Here is a 21449-nt window from a genome sequence, read left to right as displayed (position 1 = left end):
ACGTCACGCTGCTGCGGGTCGTCGTGCTGCTGGCCCTGCTGCTGTCCTTGGTACGGGGGCTGCTGCTGGGGCTGCTGCCGCATGGGCTGGGGCGCGGGGGCCTCGCCGACGGAGTCGTCCACAGTGATGGCGATGCGGATCGGGCGGCCGCACTCGTGGCTCAGCGCCTCGCTGATGAGCGGGGCGAGCCGGCCCTCCAGGACCTGCTTGCTGTACTCGTTCGGCACGGCGAGGAGGGCGGTGTCCGCGACCAGCGCGAGCGGCTGGCAGCGTTCGATCCACTGTCTGTCCTTGGCCTCGAAGCCCTGCTGGCCCTCGCCGAGCAGGTGCTCCAGCACGCGTGGCCACACTGCGGCAAGATCGGCAGGTACGTCAGCCACAGGGCACGCTCTCTCACAGGTCCCACGAAGGTGTGGTTCTCGGGACGGGACGGGACGGACAGGCTGGGCAGGCACGGACAGATGAGCCGCATGCTTACGAAAGCCCGAATCCAGGTTTGGCCACGGTAGTCGTGGCAGCTCACGCGGTTCAAGTTGTTGTCCACAGGCTGTGCACAGAGCTGCTCCGGGAAGCCCCGGTTTGACCGGATGGCGTAGCCGCGCGTACCGTAACCAGGTCGAGTTGTCGATGGCTGCTGCCGCCTGCCTCCGATGGGCAAAGATCATGGTCAATGATCGTGAAGCGGTGCACTGAGAGCGTTGCGAGCTTCCTCGTGGGCGCACGGTGACAGCCAGGCGATGTGTTCGCCACCCCCGATTCATTTCTGGAGCCCCCGAGTGAGCAAGCGCACCTTCCAGCCGAACAACCGCCGTCGTGCCAAGACCCACGGCTTCCGTCTGCGCATGCGTACCCGCGCCGGCCGCGCCATCCTGGCGAACCGCCGTGCCAAGGGCCGCAGCGAACTGTCCGCCTGATCCCGTTCGGATCATGACGTGCTGCCTACCGAGAATCGGCTGAGGCGGCGCGAGGACTTCGCGACCGCGGTACGACGAGGGCGCCGCGCAGGCCGCCCGCTTCTTGTCGTCCACCTACGCAGTAGCGGTGCAACGGACCCGCACGCGGCAGGGGAGAACTCTCCCCCGACGCGTGCGGGTTTCGTCGTGAGCAAGGCCGTTGGCGTCGCTGTCGTACGCAACGCGGTGAAGCGGAGACTGCGCCACCTCATGCGCGACAGGATCGCCGAGCTGCCCCCCGGTAGCCTGGTGGTCGTACGGGCGCTGCCCGGAGCGGGTGACGCCGACCACGCACAGCTGGCCCGAGACCTGGACGCCGCTCTGCAGCGGCTGCTGGGCGGGGCTCCCCATACCGAAGGTCGGGGGAGAGGCACGCGATGAAGTATCCGCTGCTGGCACTCATCAAGCTGTACCAGTGGACCATCAGCCCCATGCTCGGGCCGGTCTGCAGGTACTACCCGTCGTGTTCCCACTACGGATTCACGTCCATCGACCGGCACGGTGCGGTGAAGGGAACTGCCCTCACCGCCTGGCGCATCCTGCGGTGCAACCCGTGGTCGCCCGGTGGTGTGGACCATGTCCCGCCGCGCACCCGGCGGCGGTGGCACGAAGCGCTGCGCGACGCGTGGCGCGGTAGCAAGGGCGAGAAGTCCGCCGTTGGCGTGTCTTCTCGGGGATCGGCCCCCGACACCCCGAGCCCGGCCGCAGAGACCTCGCCCAATGCTCAAGGAGCCTGATTAGTGGACACGATTGCCAGTCTGTTCAGCTTCATCACCTGGCCTGTTTCCTGGGTCATCGTCCAGTTCCACAAGGTGTACGGGGCCGTCTTCGGCCCGGACACGGGGTGGGCCTGGGGCCTTTCCATCGTGTCCCTCGTGGTGCTGATCCGTATCTGCCTGATCCCGCTCTTCGTGAAGCAGATCAAGTCGACGCGGAACATGCAGGTGCTCCAGCCGAAGATGAAGGCGATCCAGGAGCGCTACAAGAGCGACAAGCAGCGTCAGTCCGAAGAGATGATGAAGCTGTACAAGGAGACGGGTACCAACCCGCTCTCCTCGTGCCTTCCCATCCTGGCGCAGTCGCCGTTCTTCTTCGCCCTGTACCACGTGCTCTCCAGCATCGCCGACGGCAAGAAGATCGGCGTCATCAACGACCAGCTGCTGGAGAGCGCCCGTCAGGCGCACATCTTCGGTGCACCGCTAGCCGCGAAGTTCATGGACAGCGCGGACAAGATCGCCAGCCTCGATGCCTCGGCGACCTCGGTCAAGATCGTCACCGCGATCATGATCGTGATGATGTCGGCGTCGCAGTTCTTCACGCAGCGCCAGCTCATGACGAAGAACGTCGACCTCACGGTCAAGACGCCGTTCATGCAGCAGCAGAAGATGATGATGTACATCTTCCCGGTGATGTTCATGGTGATGGGCATCAACTTCCCCGTCGGTGTGCTCGTCTACTGGCTGACCACCAACGTGTGGACCATGGGCCAGCAGATGTACGTCATCAACCAGAACCCGACGCCTGGCAGCAAGGCTCAGGACTCCTACCTGCAGCGTCTGCTGAAGAGCACGGTGGCCACGGGCGAGGTCAAGGCCCGGCGCAAGCGCAACGTCGTCAAGGTGATCGTCGCCAAGGGGCCCGACCGCAACGACGTGGAGCGCAAGTTCATCAACGGTCTGGCCAAGGCCGGCCTGGCGGCGGAGCCGGACGGCACGGTCGTGAAGAGCACCACCGCGGTCGCCGAGGCCGAGGGCGGCGCCTCCCTCGCGAAGCGCCAGCAGCCCAAGCGCCAGACCAAGGCGAAGCGTCAGTCCGCCACCGCGCAGCAGGGCACGGCCGCCAAGGCCTCTGAGGACTCCGACTCCAAGACTTCCCTGGAGAAGAAGGACGAGGCGCAGGACGCCAAGCCCACGGCCGGCAAGCCCGCCGGTTCCGCACGCCAAGCCAAGTCCGGGCAGCGCAAGGGTCCGCAGCGGCCCAAGCACCCGTCCAAGAAGTAAGAAGGAGTCCTCCCGTGACGGACGGCACCACCACTTCCTCCGCGCCCGCCGAGGGCACCAACACGCTGTCGCGCCTGGAGCAGGAGGGCGAGATCGCGGCCGACTACCTCGAAGGTCTGCTGGACATCGCCGACCTCGACGGCGACATCGACATGGACGTCGAGGCCGACCGGGCCGCTGTCTCGATCATCAGTGACTCCAGCGGCCGTGACCTGCAGAAGCTCGTGGGCCGTGACGGCGAGGTGCTCGAAGCGCTTCAGGAGCTGACCCGTCTCGCCGTGCACCGCGAGACCGGTGACCGCAGCCGGCTGATGCTGGACATCGCGGGCTTCCGGGCCAAGAAGCGCGAGGAGCTCGCGGAGATCGGGGCCCAGGCGGCGGACGAGGCCAAGACCTCGGGCGCTCCGGTGAAGCTCGACCCGATGACGCCGTTCGAGCGCAAGGTCGTGCATGACGCGGTCGCCGCGGCGGGTCTGCGCAGCGAGTCCGAGGGCGAGGAGCCTCAGCGCTTCGTCGTTGTGCTTCCGGCCTGACCGGATCATTGCCTTTCGGCCCCGTCTGTTCGCAGGCGGGGCCGATCTTTGTCAGCCTGATAGTCAGCCACCACAGTGCGGTACGGAAGGACGGTCCCCGTGACGGAGGCAGCAGCGGAGCTTCCCCAGGCCCCGGAAGTAGCCAAGGCAGTATTCGGTGAATTCTTTCCGGAGGCCGTTCGGTACGCGGAGCTGCTCGCGGACGCGGGAGTCACGCGTGGGCTGATCGGCCCGCGCGAGGTGCCGCGTCTGTGGGAGCGGCACCTGCTCAACTGTGCGGTGCTCTCGGAGGTCGTGCCCGAGAACATCTCTGTGTGCGACGTGGGGTCGGGGGCCGGTCTGCCCGGAATCCCGCTCGCGCTGGCACGTCCTGACCTGAAGATCACCCTGCTTGAGCCGCTGCTGCGGCGTACGAACTTCCTTCAGGAGGTCGTCGAGCTGCTGGGCCTGGACCACGTCACGGTGGTACGGGGCCGTGCCGAGGAGGTCATGGGGAAGGTGGAGCCCGTGCACGTGGTGACCGCGCGCGCGGTGGCCCCGCTGGACCGACTGGCCGGCTGGGGTGTTCCGCTGCTGCGTTCGTACGGCGAAATGCTCGCGCTCAAGGGCGACACCGCAGAGGAGGAGCTCAAGGGTGCGCGGGCCGCGCTCAGCAAGCTCGGTGTGGTGAAGACCGAGGTGCTGCAGGTCGGCGAGGGAGTGGTGGATCCGCTCTCCACGGTGGTGCGCGTCGAGGTCGGGGAGAGCCCGGGCGGTGTGCGGTTCGCGGCGAAGCGGGCCAAGGCCGCGCGGACGGGCAGGGCGCGGCGCCGCCGCTGAACGGCTGACGTCCCGGGATGCTCCATACAAGGTGCCGTACGTACACGGCGCGGAGTGTCGGGGTCTCCTGGTGAGTCCGCCCGTGCATCGTGTTTCACGTGAAACGTCGCTCGCTGCTGCAAGGAATCATCAGCCGGGGTCGTGCGGCTGCCACTCCGCACGAATCGAGACCCGAAAGGGCCATGGGGTTGTCCACAAGGGCGGGTTCTTCCACAGGAGAACGGGCCTCACTGGTTCATGACCCCCAAAGCGTGACAGGCTCTGAGCATTACGAGCCTGAAGTCGAGGAGAGTGAATCCTTGCGGTCCGACGCCAACATCGCGGGACCGATGACCGATCCGGTCCCCGGCCCCCGTACCGAAGCGGCGGGAGACGATGTTTCACGTGAAACATCGTCCCTGCCGGACGACACCCCCATTGGTCGTGCTGCCCAACTGGCGGTAGACGCTCTCGGCCGCGCCGGCGAGGGGCTGCCGAGGCCTGAGCAGACACGTGTGATGGTGGTCGCCAACCAGAAGGGCGGCGTGGGGAAGACCACGACGACGGTCAACCTCGCTGCCTCGCTCGCCCTGCACGGTGCGCGGGTTCTGGTGATCGACCTCGATCCGCAGGGCAACGCCTCCACGGCGCTGGGAATCGACCATCACGCCGAAGTTCCTTCGATCTACGACGTTCTGATCGACAGCAAGCCGCTGTCGGACGTGGTCCAGCCGGTCCGGGACGTCGAGGGTCTCTTCTGTGCACCGGCCACCATCGATCTGGCCGGTGCCGAGATCGAGCTGGTGTCCCTGGTGGCGCGGGAGAGCAGGCTCCAGCGTGCGATCCAGGCGTACGAGCAGCCGCTGGACTACGTCCTCATCGACTGCCCGCCGTCCCTGGGGCTGCTGACGGTCAACGCGATGGTCGCCGGTGAGGAAGTGCTGATTCCTATCCAGTGCGAGTACTACGCGCTGGAAGGTCTCGGCCAGTTGCTGCGGAACGTGGAACTGGTGCGCGGGCACCTCAACCCCGAACTGCATGTGTCGACGATCCTGCTGACCATGTACGACGGACGGACCCGGCTCGCCTCGCAGGTGGCGGAGGAAGTGCGCAGCCACTTCGCCAAGGAAGTCCTCAAGACCAGCATCCCGAGGTCCGTCCGGATCTCGGAGGCTCCCAGCTATGGGCAGACCGTGCTCACCTACGACCCGGGCTCCAGCGGCTCGTTGTCGTATCTCGAAGCGGCGCGGGAGATCGCGCTGCGGGGGGCCGGTGTCTTCTACGAGGCGCAGCACGCCCATGCTGTCGACCAGAACAATCAGCACAGCATGGCGGAGGGTGTCCAATGAGCAATCGACCTAGAGGACTGGGACGCGGGCTCGGCGCGCTGTTCCCGCAGGGTCCGCAGGAGAGGCAGACGCCTGCCTCCGAATCGGCTCCGGCAGCGCCGGTGTCCGGGCCGGGGGTGCTGACGGCCGAGCGTGGGGTGGCTGCGGCGAAGGTGACCGCGCTGCCGTCGGACGATGTTTCACGTGAAACATCGGTGCCGTCGCAGGAGCGGGAGCCCGAGCGCGCTGCGGCGGAGCCGATGGAGGCGCCCGCCGGTGCGTACTTCGCCGAGGTGCCGATCCGGGCGATCAACCCCAACCCCCGGCAGCCGCGCGATGTGTTCGACACGGACGCCCTTGCCGAGCTGGTCACTTCCATCAAGGAGGTGGGTCTCCTCCAGCCGGTCGTCGTACGGCAGACGAGCGCGGAACGCTACGAGCTCATCATGGGCGAGCGGCGCTGGCGGGCGTGCAAGGAAGCCGGGCTGGAGCGGATTCCCGCGATCGTCCGGGCGACCGAGGACGAGAAGCTTCTCCTTGACGCACTGCTGGAGAACCTTCACCGGGCTCAGCTCAACCCGTTGGAAGAAGCCAACGCGTACGACCAGTTGCTGAAGGACTTCGGCTGCACGCACGATCAGCTTGCCGACCGGATCGGTCGTTCGCGCCCGCAGGTCTCCAACACGCTGCGTCTGCTGAGGCTTTCGGCGCCGGTGCAGAAGAGGGTGGCGGCCGGTGTGCTGTCAGCCGGTCATGCACGGGCCCTGCTGACGCTGGACGACTCCGACGAGCAGGACGTCCTCGCCAAGCGCATCGTGGCCGAAGGCCTCTCGGTGCGTACGACGGAGGAGATCGTCAAGCTGATGAACTCCAAGCCGAAGAGCGAGTCGAAGCCGAAGGGGCCGAGGGCGGGCACCTTGATGGCTCCCGCGCTGTCGGATCTGGCGTCGCGGCTGTCGGACCGGTTCGAGACGCGGGTGAAGGTCGACCTGGGGAAGAAGCGCGGGAAGATCACCGTCGAGTTCGCGTCGGTGGAGGACCTGGAGCGGATCCTGGGCACCCTCGCTCCCGGCGAGGGGCGCGTCCTGGAGAAGAGCCTCACCGAGCAGGACGGGCAGGACGGGGAGAGCTGAGACCTCCACGAACTGTGCTCAAGGGCGGGGGTGTTGCGGCAATGGCCGGAACACCCCCGCCCTTCGCTTGTCGTCGGTATCCGTCCGATTGCCCGGTGGATACGATGCTTGGTGGTACGGCGCATCCACTGTGATCCACCTCTGGGAGGGCGGAGCCATGCGAACGGTGAGCCGGGGCCGACTGGTGACTGCAGGGCTGGGACTTGGGGCTGTCGGCGGGTTCGTCGGGAGCCTGATCCGGGAGCGGAGCGCACTGAGCGCCGCTCGTGGTGCGGCAGGCGAGGAAAGTGGGGAACAGCCTTCATGGGGCGTCGGCTCGTACCGCTCACGCTGGACAACCTTGCGGATCTTCCCCAGCGGTGCCGCGGCTGCGTCTTCTGGGAGCTCGATCCCGTCCGTGGGGAAGCAGCGGTAGGGGCGGGCAGGGCCGAGCTGGAGAAGGAGGCCTGGATTTCGGCCGTCCTGCTGGAGTGGGGGTCCTGCGGCCGGGTGGTCTATGTGGACGAGGTCCCGGTGGGTTTCGTGATGTACGCGCCGCCGGCGTATGTGGCACGTGCGACGGCCTTTCCGACGAGCCCGGTGTCTCCCGATGCGGCGCAGCTGATGACGGCTCTGATCGTGCCCGGGTTCCAGGGGCAGGGGCTCGGGCGGGTGATGGTGCAGACGGTCGCCAAGGACCTTCTCCGGCGGGGCTTCAAGGCGATCGAAGCGTTTGGCGATGCGCACTGGAAGGAACCGGGCTGTCTGCTCCCCGCGGATCATCTGCTGGCGGTCGGATTCAAGACGGTGCGGCCGCATCCGACGCATCCTCGGCTGAGGCTTGAGCTGCGTACGGCGCTTTCCTGGAAGGAAGACGTGGAGCTGGCGCTGGACAAGCTGCTGGGTGTGGTCCAGAAGGACCCGGTGCTCCGGCCGCTGTAGCGGAAACGGTGAGGGCCCACCCCGACACGGGGTGGGCCCTCACCGTTTCACGTGAAACAACAGCGGCGGACTACTGCTCGCCGATGAAGGGGTCCAGGTCGCGGACGATCGCGGCCTTCGGCTTGGCGCCGACGATCGTCTTGGCGACCTCGCCGTTCTGGTAGACGTTCAGCGTCGGGATGGACATGACGCCGTACTTGGCAGCGGTGGCCGGGTTCTCGTCGATGTTGAGCTTGACGACCTCGATCTTGTCGCCGTGCTCGGCCGCGATGGCTTCGAGGGACGGCGCGATCTGGCGGCACGGACCGCACCAGGCGGCCCAGAAGTCGACGAGGACAGGCTTGTCGCTCTTGAGGACGATCTCGTCGAAGGAGTCGTCGGTCACGTTCTTCAGGTCGCCGGCCACGGCGGCCTCCTTCACTTCTCTGGGGTGTGGGGGTGGAACGGGGGTCAGGCGGCGGGAGTCTTCTCCGGCTCGGCCACCTTCTCGCTGTCGGCGAGCGCAGCGAGGTAGCGCTCGGCGTCGAGCGCGGCGGAGCAGCCGGTGCCGGCCGCCGTGATGGCCTGGCGGTAGGTGTGGTCGACGACGTCGCCCGCGGCGAAGACACCGGTCAGGTTGGTGCGGGTCGAGGGGGCTTCGACCTTCACGTAGCCCTCGTCGTCCAGTTCGACCTGGCCCTTGAAGAGCTCGCTGCGCGGGTCGTGTCCGACGGCGATGAACAGGCCGGTGACGTCGAGCGGGGAGGTCTCGCCGGTCTTGGTGTTGCGCAGGGTCAGGCCGGAGAGCTTCTGGTCGCCCTCCAGGGACGCGGTCTCGCTGTCCCAGGCGAACTTGATCTTCGGGTCGGCGAAGGCGCGGTCCTGCATCGCCTTGGAGGCGCGCAGGGTGTCACGGCGGTGCACGATGGTGACGGACTTGGCGAAGCGGGAGAGGAACGTGGCCTCTTCCATCGCGGTGTCGCCGCCGCCGACCACGGCGATGTCGTGGTCCTTGAAGAAGAAGCCGTCGCAGGTGGCGCACCAGGAGACGCCGCGTCCGGAGAGCGCGTCCTCCTGGGGCAGACCGAGCTTACGGTGCTGCGAACCGGTGGAGATGATCACGGCCTTGGCACGGTGCACGGTGCCGGCGGTGTCGGTGACGGTCTTGATGTCGCCGGTGAGGTCGACCGAGACGATGTCGTCCGGGATCAGCTCGGCACCGAAACGCTCGGCCTGGGCGCGCATGCTGTCCATCAGGTCCGGGCCCATGATGCCGTCCCGGAAGCCGGGGAAGTTCTCGACCTCGGTGGTGTTCATCAGCGCGCCGCCGGCGGTGACGGCGCCCTCGAACACCAGCGGCTTCAGCGAAGCACGCGCGGTGTACAGCGCGGCGGTGTAACCGGCCGGCCCGGAGCCAATGATGATCACATTACGGACGTCGCTCACGGGTTTCTTCCTCGTCTCTGCAGACTGCCTACTGCCAACCGGGGCCCGGTCTGAACCTTTCACCCCACCCAACGGATACTACGGGCCTGGCATTCCCGAGACGGACGAGCGCGTGGGCGCGTGTGTCAGGGACGGGGGTAGGCGTGCGTCAGCAGCAGTTCGCCCTTGCCGGTGGGTGCGGCGTCGACGCAGGCCGCGTCGACGACGTACGCCTGGACCAGGGAGCTGTCGGAGGCGTGCGGCAGCAGCACGAGGAACGCCTGCTTTCCTTCGTACGTGCCCTGATCGGTGGCCAGCGGCGTGTCCGTGCGGTCGGTGCCCTTCTGGATGCAGGAAGGGATGCCGAGGGACTGCTTCGTGGAGTTGGGGCTCTCCTTGATGTCGACCGACGGGGCGTTCTTCTCCTTGGGGGTGTGCAGGCCCTCCAGCCGTGATGTGCCCAGCAGTGTCTGTACTCGGCCCTGGAGCGGGGCGCCGGAGAACTGCTGGCTCCGGGCGGCGGACACGGCGTCCTTGCCCGACTGGTTCGGAGCGGACTGGAACGACTGCACGAGCAGGACTCCGAGGCCCAGCGTGGCGGCGCCCAGGACCGCGCTCCACACGGTGCGTCGGCGGGGCCTGCGGGACGCGGGGCGGCCGGGGCCCGTCGTGGCACGGGGGCGGCCGGCCGGGCGGTCGGGCCTCTGGTCGGCAGCCGGGCGGTCGGCGGTCCGGGGCACGGGCGTGGGCGATGTTTCACGTGAAACGTCGACGGACTGGTCCGCTTCGTGCGCCATGTCGCCGGATGCCGTGGAGTTCAGCAGAGCTTCGGCAGCCAGGGCCGCGTCGATCCGCCCTGCGATGTCCGCGGGCATCCGCTGCGGCCCGGGAAGGGTGCCGAGCAGTCCGCGGATCTCCTCCAGGGAGAGCTGTACGTCGGCGCAGAGACCGCAGCCGTCGAGGTGCTGCCGTACGTCCTCGGTGCGGGACGGCGACAGCAGTCCCTCCGCGAGGTCGGCGATTTCCGCGACATCCGGGTGCTGAGCCGTGCCGGTCGTGGATGTCACGTGCGCCCACCTCCGCCCTTCACAGCGGCAGGACCGTTCGGCCCTGCGTCCCTAGGTTCCGTTGCCGGTGGGACGGATGTCCCCGGCCTCCGGTTCCTTCCCCCTCCGGAGTCGTCGCTACCCCTGGTACCGGTGCGCAGATGAGTGAGGAGGGGAAGGAGTCTGGCCCGGCCGCGTGCGCAGCGGCTTTTCACGGTTCCGGTCGGTACGTCGAGGACACGGGCGGCCTCGGCCACCGGATATCCCTGCATGTCCACGAGGACCAGCGCGGCCCGCTGTTCGGCGGGCAGGGTGCGCAGCGCCGCCAGGAGTTCGCGGTGCAGGTCCTGGCGCTCGGCGGGGGCCTCGGCCGACTCGTGGGGCTCCAGGAGCTGGTCCAGGCGCTCGGTGTCGTCCACGGGCGAGGTCTTGCGGGAGGCGGCCTTGCGGGCGCGGTCGAGGCAGGCGTTCACCGTTATTCGGTGCAGCCAGGTGGTGACGGCGGACTGCCCGCGGAAGGTGTGGGCGGCCCGGTAGGCGGACACCAGGGCGTCCTGGACGGCGTCGGCGGCTTCCTCGCGGTCGCCCAGGGTGCGCAGGGCAACCGCCCACAGCCGGTCGCGGTGCCGGCGTACGAGCTCGCCGAAGGCGTCCGGGTCCCCCTTGACGTGCCGGGCCAGGAGATCCTGGTCGTCGGCATCGCGCAGCGTGTCGTCGTCCAACGGTGAGCCCCCCTCTCCCCTGACGGCTGAGTCAGCCTGAGAACTTCACATCGGTTATGGCCTGCTTGTAGCCCGCGCCGCTGTAGCCTTCCTGGCCGGCCTTGGGCATGGCCGTCATCCAGAGCAGTACGTAGCGCGTCTTCACCGGCTTCTTTGCCTTGATCGAGGCCTTCGAACCCTTGGTGGTCGTGGTGGCGATCTTCTGCATCGAGTCGACGTCCCCGGACGTGGACAGCGAGTCCGTCGCATACAGGGTGATCGTGGTGTGGTCTCCCGGGTACCGGAGCGCTATCGACGACTCGGCCACGTTCTTCTCCGCGCCGAGGTCGTAGACGATGCCCACGCCCTTCTTGACGGAGGGAACCAGGTCGGGGCCGTCGAGGTACCACTTGGTGCGCCAGTACGAGTTGCTGTCGTCGTCGTAGGTGTTCGCCACGTCGCCGGTGGCCTGCGGCTTGCCGTCGGGATAGAACTCGGCGGCGTCCTCGATGGCGAGCGGCTTGGGCACGACGACCTTCGATCCCTCGTTGCTCTTGGGATCGGTCTGCGTCTGGGTGTCGTCGTTCTTGCCGCGTCGGTCCAGCAGATTGTCGGCGAGCTGCCAGCTGCCCAGGCCGATCGCTGCGATGAGCAGCGCTGCCACACTCCACTTGAGTGCCTTGCCGGTGCGGCTCTGGAGCGGCGGCGGTGGCACGGGCGCCACCGCCTGCGTGGCGGCCGTGTGGGACTGCGGGCGGCCGTACGAACCCTGCTGGTAGTTGGTGCGCTGGTAGTCGGGGCGCGGGGTGAAGGCCGGCTCCGGCGGGCGGATGCGGGGCATCGCGGCGACGGCCTTGGCCAGCTCGTCGGGGGTCGTGCAGGGCGGTTCCTGGCGGGAGGCGGTGGCGCCGTCGTTGGCCAGGGCCCGCATGGCGAGCTCGGAGAGGCCCCGGTGGACGCCGGCCCGTACCTGGTCGGGGGCGATCAGCCCGATGCCCTTGGGGAGCCCCGTGAGGCCGTAGGCGTCGCTCTCGTACGGCCAGCGCTGGGTCAGCGACGCGTACAGCAGGGCGCCGATCGCCTCGGTGTCGGTGAGCTGGGGGCGCTCGGAGGTGATGCCGCGCAGGGCTGCGTTCACCGCGAGGCCGCGGATCCGGTACTGGCCGGTGGAGGTGCGCAGGACGGCGCTCGGGGTGAGCCGCAGGTGCGACAGGCCCTCCCGGTGTGCGGCGGCCATGGCCTGGGAGATCTGACTGACCAGCTGGTACGCGTCGTGCGGCTCCAGCGCCCCGGAGGCGAGCAGGGCGGTCAGTTCGGTGGCGTCGGGCAGCCACTCGTGGACCACGTAGACGAGGTCGTTCTCCTCGACGGCGTCCAGGACCTGCACGAAGCGGGGGTCGCCGAGCAGCGCGGAGGAGCGGGCCGCGGCGAGCACCGAGCGGGCCCTGGCGTGGTCGGCGGGCAGCAGGTGGACGCCCACGGCCCGCCGCAGCTTCTCGTCGACCGCACGCCAGCTGCTGAAACCGTCCAGACGGGTGACGCACTCCTCGAGCCGGTACCGTCTGGCCAGCTTGTGGCCGCTGTGCAGCTCGGGCGCGACGATGGGGGTCTCGGTGCCCTTCTTCTGGCCCGCCTCGTCCTGCGTGCTCATGTCCGGTGTGTCCTGGCCTTCTGCCACCCCGTCGGCCGTGGCCCTGTCCGCATCAGTGGCAGACGATGCCTTCCCGCCGGGGGCGGGAGAGGGACCGTCACCGCTGTTGTCGGCCACGTCGACGGCAGCCGTGCTACGTTCCGCCACCGTCGTTCCTGCCTCCCCATCCGTTGCGCGCTGCTGAGCAGCCCTGCCAATTGTGCCCACAGTCCGCTGCTGTGCACGACACACGGCGGCGGGCGATGGTTGTGCGGACGTACCTGATTCTCAGCGGCCAAGGCGCCCGCGGACCATGCCGACCAGGGCATTCAGCTCCGCGATGCGCATCTTCTTCGCGGCGGCGAAGAAAACTCCGAGCAGGACTGCCCCGCCCACGATCAGAGCAGCGAGAGAGCCGAAAACCCCCTGGCCGAGGGCTTGCGAGAGCGCATACCCCACTGCACCGGCAAGCATGGCTGCCGGAACCGAAGCAATTGCCAGACGTGCGTACGTACGCAGGACGTTCGCACCGTCCAGGTCGCCGCCGAGCCGCTTGCGCAGCCGCTGCCAGGCGATACCGACGCCGATCGAGTAGGCGATTCCGTAGGAGGCGGCCATACCGGTCACGGCCCAGCGGTCCGGCAGGACGAAGTAGCAGAGCGCGGAGGCTCCGGCGTTGACCACGGCCACGATGACCGTGTTGTAGAAGGGGGTGCGGGTGTCCTCGTACGCGTAGAAGGCGCGCAGCACGACGTACTGCACGGAGTACGGGATCAGGCCGAGGCCGAAGGCCATCAGCATGTAGCCCATGTTTGTGGCCGGGGTGATGCCCGAGGAACCGAAGATCAGGGTGCAGATCGGCACGCCCAGGGCGAGGAACGCGAAGGCGATGGGGACGATGGCGACGGCGGTGGTGCGCAGCCCCTGCGAGATGTCGTCGCGGACCGCGCCCGCGTCGCCCTCGTTGGCCGACCGCGACAGCCGCGGCAGCAGTGCGGCCATCAGGGAGACGGTGATGATGGCCTGCGGCAGACCCCAGATGAGCTGGGCGTTGGCGTAGGCGGCGAAGCCGATGCCGTTGCCCTCCTTGCCGACGGCGGCGGTGGCGAGCTGGATGACGACGATGGCGCCCGCCTGGTTCGCGAGGACGAACAGGATCGTCCACTTGGCGAGCTTGGCGGCCTTGCCGAGGCCCTGGCCCTTCCAGTCGAAGCGGGGGCGCAGCCTGAAGCCGGTCTCGCGCAGGTACGGGATCATCGCGAGGGCCTGGACGACGAGGCCGAGCAGGACGCCGATGCCCAGGAGGCGTTCGCCCTCCGGCGGGATGGTCGCCACCGTCATCCCGGAGTTGGCCGAGGTGCCGTAGACCCAGATGAACATGCCGAGCGTGCTGATGATGACGACGTTGTTGAGGACCGGGGTCCACATCATCGCGCCGAACTTTCCGCGTGTGTTGAGGATCTGCCCCATCACCACGTGGACGCCCATGAAGAAGATCGTGGGCAGGAAGTAGCGCAGCAGGGTGACCGCGACGTCGTTGGCCTCCGGGTTCCCCGAGATCGGCACCGACAGGAAGCGGACCAGCAGGGGTGCGAAGACCATCGCGAGGGCGGTCAGTGCGCCGAGGGCCACGGTGACGAGGGTCAGCAGGCGGTTGGCGTAGGCCTCGCCGCCGTCGGCGTCGTCCTTCATGGCGCGTACGAGCTGCGGGACGAAGACGGAGTTGAGGCCGCCGCCGACGGTCAGGATGTAGATCATCGTCGGCAGCTGGTAGGCGACCTGGAAGGTGTCGCCGAGCAGGCCGGCGCCGAGCGCGGCGATGATCAGGGCGGAGCGGATGAAGCCGGTGAGACGGGAGACCATGGTGCCCGCGGCCATGACCGCACTGGACTTCATCAGGCTCGCCGCACGGCCGGCGGGTTTCTTCGGTACGGCGGCCGGGGCGACGGGCGATTCGGGGGCCGCGGGGGCGGGCACTCCCGGGGTCTGCTGGTCGCGGTAGAGGTGCGCGAACGCGTCCTTCTCCGGCTGGTCGTCCTCGCTCGCCCGGGTCACCAGGTCGTCGATGCCGGTGAACTGCACCGTGCGGGCGTCGTCCCCGTACGGCAGGTGGCGCGAAGGACCGTCGGGCTCGGGCGGCGGGGTCTGGGCCCACACCCTCGGGTTCGGCGCGTAGGGGGACGCTGCGGGCTGCTGGTACAGCGGCTGCGTGTCCTGATAGGTGCCGGGCGGCGGCGGAGGGTGGGAGGCGCGGTCGTAGAGCGCCTCCGTCACCGGGTCCTGCGCGGAGATGTCCTGAGACCGGTAGGGGTCGTGGTCGTACGCGGACTGCATGTACGGGTCGTCCTGGGCGGGCGGCGCGGGCTGCTGCGCGGGCGCATGGCCCGCCGCATCGCCGCCCGCGCGCTGGCCGCGATCACCGTCGTACGGCGCGTTCATTGCAACCCCACCTCATCGTCCCCGGCCGACGGCCACGACATCGCTCAACGGTCCACTTTCTCACCCGGGGCCGACGGCTCCCCGCTTTCCGGACCGGTGTCCGGGGTCGGGTCACTCGGCTGCTCGGGGTTCTCACCGTCGGATGCGCCACTGTCCGGCCCCTCGCCGCGGGCCGCCGCGCGCTTGCGCTGCGAGTACATCTTGATGCCGGCGAGTACGAGCAGCAGCACCCCGCCGGCGATCACCAGCATCACCGTGGGCGTGACCTCGTTGACCTTCACCGTGAAACGCATCTCGGGGCCGTACGGAGTGCCGTCCTCGGTGAACAGCTGGGCGATCACCGGCACCTTGCCGTTGGCGTTCGCCGTCGTCGCGATCTTCACGGACTGGCTGTGCCCGCCCCTGACCTTGATCGGCTGCTCGGTGACCGCATGGCCCTCGCCCTCGCCGAGCTTCAGGCGGGTCGGCTTGGTCGACTGGAGCCGCAGCACCAGGTGGTCGACGTCCTGCACGAGCTTGTTCTGGACTGTCACCGGGATCGTCGCGCTGCGCCCCGAAAGGGTCGCGGTCGACTTCTCGATCAGGTTGACCTCGCTGGTGAGGTTGTCCAGATAGCGCTGGACGTCCTCCCGGTAGACGCCCGCCGCGGCGTCGTTGCGGCGCCAGGACGTCGACATCTCGCGGTTTATGGCGTTGCCGAAGGGGGTGACGACCCGCTCCGGGCGGGTCAGCACCACCTTGAAGTGGTCCAGCGTGCTCTGGGTCGCCTTGATGTCCTCGAAGGCGGTGGTGGGCAGTTCCTGGTCCCGCAGCCTGCTCGGGTACGAGGACGAGCCGGGCACCTGGGTCGTCGCGCCGGGATCCGGTTTGGCCTTCGCCGCGGCCATCAGGTCGAGCGGCTGGGTCCAGCGCTGGGAGTCCAGCGCGCGCAGGGCGGCGGCCATCGACTGGGCCTGGGTGACGCTCGGCATCCGCTGCGGGGCGACGACGGTGCTGCGCTGGTTGTCCTCGTCCTGCTGGGTCAGTGCCAGTGTCTGGGCGAGGAACTCCTGGACGGCCAGCGTGGAGTTCTCCGCCCTGGACATGTCGCCCTGGAAAGCGGTGGAGAGCCGGGCGTCGGCGACCACAGCGGTGCGGCCGGCGCCGATCGGGCGGGCCGCGGTCGGCGCATAGAGCAGCCCGCCGATCTCCCGCAGGCTGTCGCTGCGGGCGATCACGTTGTGGGCGCCCGCCGAGGTGGCGGTGTTCACGATCGAGGGGTCGACGGCTCCGTCGACCGGCCAGGCGAAGTCGGTGGACGCCTTGACGTGCAGGATCGAGTCCACGGTGATCCGGGCGGCCTCGGTGGCCCGCTGCAGCTGGTTCAGCGAGCCGGGGACGTTCTTGCCACGGTGTGCCAGGGACGCCAGGTCGGGGTCCGCGAAGGGCAGCGCCACGACCTTCTGGTCCTGTACGGCCTTCTCCACCGAGTTCAGCCACTGCTTGGCCACTGCCTGGCTCTTGCCCGGCACGTTGGTGCCGGTCGCCTTGTCCTTGACCGTGTAGCCCTTCACCATCGCGTCGACGGTGGCGAGCAGGTCCGGGTCGATGACCCAGGTCACGGGCAGCTCGTCGCCCAGCTGGACCAGCTGCCCCAGCCGCCCGCCGGGGGCGAGCTCCTTGGCGAGGTCGTCGTTCTCGAAGACGGGGGTCTGCTGCTCGTCGGAGCCCGTCTCGGCGGTCAGCCGGGTCGTGGAGATCAGCGGCCACAAGTAGGTGAGCTGCGTCTTCTTCTTGGTGCCGTCGTTCTGCCAGGGCAGGAACGTCCGCTCGACACCCAGGACCCGCTCGTTGTTCTCCCCCGCCGTCTTCCCCGAGAGCGTCACACCGAGCTGATAGACGCCCGCGTCGTCGAGTCCCAGCTTGTCGACGGGGACGGCGAGGGTGAAGTCGGTGCTGATACCGGCGGGCAGCCTCGGAATCTTGACGACGTACGTCTCCAGCTCCTCGGGCTCACTGCCCTCGGAGTAGTCGGTACGGGCCGCCGCGGCGTCGATCTGGGTGCGGCCGCCGAGCCTGCTGCCCACCCGCAGCCCGACCCGGGCCTCGGTGACGGTCTCCCTGCCCTTGTTGGTGACCGTCCCCGACACAGTGACCGTGTCGCCCTTCACCGGGGCGCTGGGCGTCAGCGAATTGAGCGCGACGTCGACGGTGCGTGACCCCGTGGCGTCCTCGGCCGCGTACGCGGCAGGGGCTGCCGGCAGCTGTGTCAGACCGGCCAGCAGCGGGGCACCGGCCATGAGGGATGCCGCACGCCGTACCCATCGGCGGGCAGGAGAAGGATTCATCCCCTGGAAGTCTGCCGCCTCGGCCACGCGCTCGCCCGTCCCTCGTCGTTGGCTGCCGTTGATGGTTCTCCGGTTGCTGCGTCCACGCATGGTAACGATGCGCGCCGCAGCGAAGTGCCGCGGACTGCGCCACATGATCGGAAGAGTCTCTCAGGGCTCTGAGAAAACGATGACACTCCGCCCGGCGGGGGCACGTACCCTTTTCTGTTGTGCCGAACGCCAACGAAGACAACTCCAACGCCCTGAGCCAGGTGCAGCGCCGCGCAGTCAGCGAACTGCTGCGGGTCTCACCCGTCGCCGACGACCTCGCCCGCCGATTCCAGGAGGCGGGCTTCCGTCTTGCCCTGGTCGGCGGCTCGGTCCGGGACGCGCTCCTGGGCCGGCTCGGCAACGACCTGGACTTCACCACCGATGCCCGCCCCGAGGACGTACTGAAGATCGTCCGGCCGTGGGCGGACGCCGTGTGGGAGGTGGGGATCGCCTTCGGGACCGTGGGGTGCCAGAAGGACGCCCGCGTCGGAGACGCTGACATGAGCTTCCTGGTCGAGGTGACCACGTACCGCTCCGAGGCGTACGACAGGACCTCGCGCAAGCCCGAGGTGTCCTACGGCGACTCCATCGAGGAGGATCTCGTCCGCCGGGACTTCACCGTGAACGCGATGGCGGTCGCGCTCCCGGAGAAGGAGTTCATCGACCCGCACGGCGGTCTGGAAGACCTCTCGGCGAAGGTGCTGCGCACCCCGGGGACTCCGGAGGATTCCTTCTCGGACGACCCGCTGCGCATGCTGCGCGCCGCCAGGTTCGCCGCGCAGCTCGACTTCGAGGTGGCTCCCGAGGTCGTCGCGGCGATGACCGCGATGTCCGAGCGCATCGGGATCGTCTCCGCCGAGCGGGTGCGTGACGAGCTCAACAAGCTGCTGCTCTCCGCCCACCCGGCCAAGGGCCTCTCCCTGCTCGTCGACACCGGGCTCGCCGCCCACGTGCTGCCCGAGCTGCCCGCGCTGCGGCTGGAGAGCGACGAGCACCACCGGCACAAGGACGTCTACGAGCACTCCCTGATCGTTCTGCAGCAGGCCATCGACCTGGAGGAGAACGGCCCGGACCTGGTGCTGCGGCTGGCCGCGCTGCTGCACGACATCGGCAAGCCGCGCACCCGGCGCTTCGAGCAGGACGGCCGGGTCTCCTTCCACCACCACGAGGTGGTCGGCGCGAAGATGACCAAGAAGCGCATGACCGCGCTGAAGTACTCCAACGACATGATCAAGGACGTGTCGAAGCTGGTGGAGCTGCACCTGCGCTTCCACGGCTACGGCACAGGCGAGTGGACCGACTCCGCCGTGCGCCGGTACGTCCGGGACGCCGGCCCGCTGGTGGACCGGCTGCACAAGCTGACCCGCTCGGACTGCACCACCCGCAACAAGCGCAAGGCCGCCGCTCTCTCCCGGGCGTACGACGGGCTGGAGGAGCGCATCGCGCAGCTCCAGGAGCAGGAGGAGCTGGACTCGATCCGGCCCGACCTGGACGGCAACCAGATCATGGAGGTCCTGGGGATCAGCCCCGGACCGGAGATCGGGATGGCGTACAAGTTCCTGCTCGAACTGCGTCTGGAGAACGGCCCGATGGAGTACGACGACGCGGTCGCGGCGCTCAAGGAGTGGTGGGCCGGTCAGGGCTGAGCCCCTGTTTCACGTGAAACATCGCCGGTTCTCCCGGCTGGTTTCACACCGTGGGAGTCGGCGGCGGGCGGTGTTTCACGTGAAACACCGCCCGCTGTGCGTGAGCCGGTTCCAGCGGGCCAGTGCCAGCGCCACCCCGGCGTAGAGCACCGCGGTTCCGCAGACCAGGGCGGCCGAACGTCCGTCGGGCGGCAGGACCAGAGCCGCTGTTGCTGCCGCGCCCACGAAGGCGACGTTGAAGAGCACGTCGTAGAGGGAGAAGATCCGGCCCCGGTAGGCATCGTCCACCGAGGACTGCACCACCGTGTCCGTGGCGATCTTCGAGCCCTGGGTGGCAAGGCCGAGGAAGAAGGCGCCGGTCAGGACCGGTCCGGGGGAGAACGGCAGCCACAGCGCCGGTACGAGCACGGCGGCCGACGCGGCACACACCACCATCCAGCCGTACGGTCCCAGCCGCCCTGCCGCCCACGGGGTGAGCACCGCCGCGGCGAAGAAGCCGGCGCCGGAGACACCTGCGGCAAGCCCCAGAAGCGCCAGACCGTCCGTGCCGTCGCCCCGGACGGATGTCTCGCTCCACGCGTACCGGCACAGCATCAGGACGGTCACCGTCAGGGCGCCGAAGCAGAAGCGCAGCACGGTCATCGCGGCCAGGGCACGGGCCGCGGACCGGTGTGCGGCCAGGTGCCGCAGGCCGTCGCGGAGACCGTGGGCCGTGGACGCGAGTGCCGCACCCAGCCGGGGCTTTCTCAACTCCGGTTCGGGTCCGAGGAGATCGCGGCCCATGCGCAGGGAGGCCAGGGCCGAGCAGAGGTAGAGCAGGGCCCCCAGGAGGACGACCACGGCGTCGGAGTCCGGGCCCAGCAGCCGTACACCGAAGGCGAGTCCGCCGCCCAGGGCGGCGGCGAGGGTGCCGGCGGTCGGTGACAGGGAGTTGGCGATCACCAGCCGCTCGGTGTCCACGACGCGCGGCAGGGCGGCCGAGAGCCCCGACAGGACGAAGCGGTTGACGGCGGTGACCGACAGGGCGGAGGCGTAGAAGATCCAGTCCGGTGCGGAGCCCACGATCAGCAGCGCGGTGCACGCGGCGAGGACGGCCCGCAGCACATTGCCGTACAGGAAGACCTGACGGCGGTTCCAGCGGTCGAGGAGGACTCCGGCGAAGGGGCCAACGACCGAGTACGGCAGCAGCAGCACCGCCATGGCGGAGGCGATCTCGGCGGGAGAGGTCTGTTTCTCCGGGGAGAAGACGACGTACGTGGCGAGGGCGACCTGGTAGACGCCGTCCGCGGACTGGGAGAGCAGCCGCACGCTCAGCAGGCGCCGGAAGTCGGGAAGGCGCAGCAGCACCCGCAGATCACGCACGACGGACATGCGAGCAAGGGTCACACACGGGGACCACGAGGAGGGGCCCCGGACAACTGATGTCCGGGGCCCCTCCTCGTGGACGACGGTGGCGGAGCCTAGCGCTCGACCTCGCCCTTGATGAACTTCTCGACGTTGGCGTAGGCCTCGTCGTCGAAGTACTGCACCGGCGGGGACTTCATGAAGTACGAGGACGCGGAGAGGATCGGGCCGCCGATGCCGCGGTCCTTGGCGATCTTCGCGGCGCGCACCGCGTCGATGATGACGCCCGCGGAGTTCGGGGAGTCCCACACTTCGAGCTTGTACTCAAGGTTCAGCGGAACGTCGCCGAACGCGCGGCCTTCGAGGCGGACGTACGCCCACTTGCGGTCGTCGAGCCAGGCCACGTAGTCGGACGGGCCGATGTGGACGTTGTCGGCGCCCAGGTCGCGGTCGCGGATCTGCGAGGTGACGGCCTGCGTCTTGGAGACCTTCTTGGACTCCAGACGGTCGCGCTCCAGCATGTTCTTGAAGTCCATGTTGCCGCCGACGTTCAGCTGCATGGTGCGCTCCAGGCGCACACCGCGGTCCTCGAAGAGCTTCGCCATGACGCGGTGCGTGATGGTGGCGCCGACCTGCGACTTGATGTCGTCGCCGACGATCGGGACGCCCGCCTCGGTGAACTTGTCGGCCCACTCCTTGGTGCCGGCGATGAAGACCGGGAGGGCGTTGACGAAGGCGACCTTGGCGTCGATGGCGCACTGTGCGTAGAACTTCGCCGCGTCCTCGGAACCGACGGGGAGGTAGCAGACCAGGACGTCGACCTGAGCGTCCTTCAGCGCCTGGACGACGTCGACCGGTGCCTGCTCCGACTCCTCGATGGTCTGGCGGTAGTACTTGCCCAGGCCGTCGAGGGTGTGGCCGCGCTGGACGGTGACGCCGGTGGACGGCACGTCGCAGATCTTGATGGTGTTGTTCTCGCTGGCGCCGATGGCGTCCGCGAGGTCCAGGCCGACCTTCTTGGCGTCGACGTCGAAGGCGGCAACGAACTCCACGTCCTTGACGTGGTACTCGCCGAACTGGACGTGCATCAGACCGGGCACGCGACTGTCCGGGTCAGCGTCCTTGTAGTACTCGACGCCCTGGACCAGCGACGCAGAGCAGTTGCCCACGCCGACGATGGCTACGCGAACGGAACCCATTGACGGTTGCTCCCTGT

At 68.7% G+C, this 21449-nt stretch carries 19 protein-coding genes and 1 pseudogene; 10 read left to right on the top strand and 10 right to left on the bottom strand.

The window, feature by feature from the left end; translation table 11 throughout:
- Positions 1–47 precede the first annotated feature (47 nt).
- Positions 48–380 (bottom strand): annotated as a pseudogene (locus ACH4SP_RS13605) (chromosomal replication initiator protein DnaA); the annotation flags it as partial.
- Between the two features lie 396 nt (positions 381–776).
- Between ACH4SP_RS13605 and rpmH the strand changes: the two are divergent.
- The 9 genes from rpmH to ACH4SP_RS13560 all read left to right on the top strand — a co-directional run bounded on the left by rpmH (position 777) and on the right by ACH4SP_RS13560 (position 7666).
- The gene (gene rpmH, locus ACH4SP_RS13600; protein ID WP_015797593.1) at positions 777–914 is read left to right on the top strand and encodes a 50S ribosomal protein L34; all 138 of its coding nucleotides are present in this window, start codon (positions 777–779) and stop codon (positions 912–914) included.
- Between the two features lie 18 nt (positions 915–932).
- Positions 933–1334 (top strand): ribonuclease P protein component, encoded by a 402-nt coding sequence (rnpA, locus tag ACH4SP_RS13595; RefSeq protein ID WP_398414093.1) that lies wholly within the window; start codon positions 933–935, stop codon positions 1332–1334.
- Positions 1331–1690, top strand: coding sequence for a membrane protein insertion efficiency factor YidD (yidD, locus tag ACH4SP_RS13590; RefSeq protein WP_398414092.1), 360 nt, complete (start codon positions 1331–1333; stop codon positions 1688–1690). Before rnpA ends, yidD begins: the two co-directional genes overlap by 4 nt.
- 3 nt (positions 1691–1693) lie before the next feature.
- Positions 1694–2953 carry a membrane protein insertase YidC gene (yidC, locus tag ACH4SP_RS13585; RefSeq protein ID WP_398414090.1) on the top strand — a complete coding sequence of 420 codons (1260 nt, stop codon included), beginning with the start codon at positions 1694–1696 and terminating at the stop codon, positions 2951–2953.
- Positions 2954–2967: 14 nt separating this feature from the next.
- On the top strand, positions 2968–3486 hold the full coding sequence (locus tag ACH4SP_RS13580) for a protein jag (protein ID WP_398414089.1): 519 nt from the start codon (positions 2968–2970) through the stop codon (positions 3484–3486).
- A gap of 99 nt (positions 3487–3585) precedes the next feature.
- Positions 3586–4305: a 16S rRNA (guanine(527)-N(7))-methyltransferase RsmG gene (gene rsmG, locus ACH4SP_RS13575; RefSeq protein ID WP_398414088.1), complete on the top strand. Its 720-nt coding sequence runs from the start codon at positions 3586–3588 to the stop codon at positions 4303–4305.
- Between the two features lie 251 nt (positions 4306–4556).
- The gene (locus tag ACH4SP_RS13570; RefSeq protein WP_398414085.1) at positions 4557–5633 is read left to right on the top strand and encodes a ParA family protein; all 1077 of its coding nucleotides are present in this window, start codon (positions 4557–4559) and stop codon (positions 5631–5633) included.
- A complete protein-coding gene (locus ACH4SP_RS13565; RefSeq protein ID WP_398414082.1) occupies positions 5630–6745 on the top strand; it encodes a ParB/RepB/Spo0J family partition protein in 1116 nt (371 codons plus the stop codon). Before ACH4SP_RS13570 ends, ACH4SP_RS13565 begins: the two co-directional genes overlap by 4 nt.
- A 303-nt stretch (positions 6746–7048) precedes the next feature.
- Positions 7049–7666 (top strand): GNAT family N-acetyltransferase, encoded by a 618-nt coding sequence (locus tag ACH4SP_RS13560; RefSeq protein WP_398414080.1) that lies wholly within the window; start codon positions 7049–7051, stop codon positions 7664–7666.
- A gap of 70 nt (positions 7667–7736) precedes the next feature.
- Here ACH4SP_RS13560 and trxA read toward each other — a convergent pair whose 3' ends face one another.
- The 7 genes from trxA to ACH4SP_RS13525 all read right to left on the bottom strand — a co-directional run bounded on the left by trxA (position 7737) and on the right by ACH4SP_RS13525 (position 17240).
- A complete protein-coding gene (gene trxA / locus ACH4SP_RS13555) occupies positions 7737–8072 on the bottom strand; it encodes a thioredoxin (protein WP_398414077.1) in 336 nt (111 codons plus the stop codon).
- Positions 8073–8116: 44 nt separating this feature from the next.
- Complete coding sequence (gene trxB / locus ACH4SP_RS13550) at positions 8117–9091, bottom strand: thioredoxin-disulfide reductase (protein WP_398414074.1); 975 nt, start codon at positions 9089–9091, stop codon at positions 8117–8119.
- Between the two features lie 125 nt (positions 9092–9216).
- On the bottom strand, positions 9217–10137 hold the full coding sequence (locus ACH4SP_RS13545) for a hypothetical protein (protein WP_398414072.1): 921 nt from the start codon (positions 10135–10137) through the stop codon (positions 9217–9219).
- The gene (gene sigM, locus ACH4SP_RS13540; protein WP_398414070.1) at positions 10134–10838 is read right to left on the bottom strand and encodes an RNA polymerase sigma factor SigM; all 705 of its coding nucleotides are present in this window, start codon (positions 10836–10838) and stop codon (positions 10134–10136) included. Before sigM ends, ACH4SP_RS13545 begins: the two co-directional genes overlap by 4 nt.
- Positions 10839–10869: 31 nt before the next feature.
- Entirely contained in the window at positions 10870–12615 is a 1746-nt protein-coding gene (locus ACH4SP_RS13535; RefSeq protein WP_398414067.1) for a protein kinase family protein, read from the bottom strand.
- 120 nt (positions 12616–12735) lie between these two features.
- Entirely contained in the window at positions 12736–14886 is a 2151-nt protein-coding gene (gene murJ, locus ACH4SP_RS13530; RefSeq protein WP_398414064.1) for a murein biosynthesis integral membrane protein MurJ, read from the bottom strand.
- A gap of 44 nt (positions 14887–14930) precedes the next feature.
- The gene (locus ACH4SP_RS13525; protein WP_398414062.1) at positions 14931–17240 is read right to left on the bottom strand and encodes a DUF6049 family protein; all 2310 of its coding nucleotides are present in this window, start codon (positions 17238–17240) and stop codon (positions 14931–14933) included.
- A gap of 182 nt (positions 17241–17422) precedes the next feature.
- Between ACH4SP_RS13525 and ACH4SP_RS13520 the strand changes: the two genes are divergently transcribed.
- Positions 17423–18889, top strand: coding sequence for a CCA tRNA nucleotidyltransferase (locus tag ACH4SP_RS13520; RefSeq protein WP_398414060.1), 1467 nt, complete (start codon positions 17423–17425; stop codon positions 18887–18889).
- A 75-nt stretch (positions 18890–18964) separates the two neighbouring features.
- Here ACH4SP_RS13520 and ACH4SP_RS13515 read toward each other — a convergent pair whose 3' ends face one another.
- Together ACH4SP_RS13515 and ACH4SP_RS13510 are read right to left on the bottom strand one after the other, a co-directional pair.
- Entirely contained in the window at positions 18965–20260 is a 1296-nt protein-coding gene (locus tag ACH4SP_RS13515; RefSeq protein WP_398414058.1) for an MFS transporter, read from the bottom strand.
- A gap of 89 nt (positions 20261–20349) precedes the next feature.
- Positions 20350–21432, bottom strand: coding sequence for an inositol-3-phosphate synthase (locus ACH4SP_RS13510; RefSeq protein WP_398414056.1), 1083 nt, complete (start codon positions 21430–21432; stop codon positions 20350–20352).
- Between the last annotated feature and the right edge of the window lie 17 nt (positions 21433–21449).

Source organism: Streptomyces sp. NPDC021093 (genome assembly GCF_044333135.1).
Lineage (GTDB): Bacteria > Actinomycetota > Actinomycetes > Streptomycetales > Streptomycetaceae > Streptomyces.
Note: the sequence above shows the minus strand (reverse complement) of the source record. Positions and strands in the feature narration are given on the sequence as shown.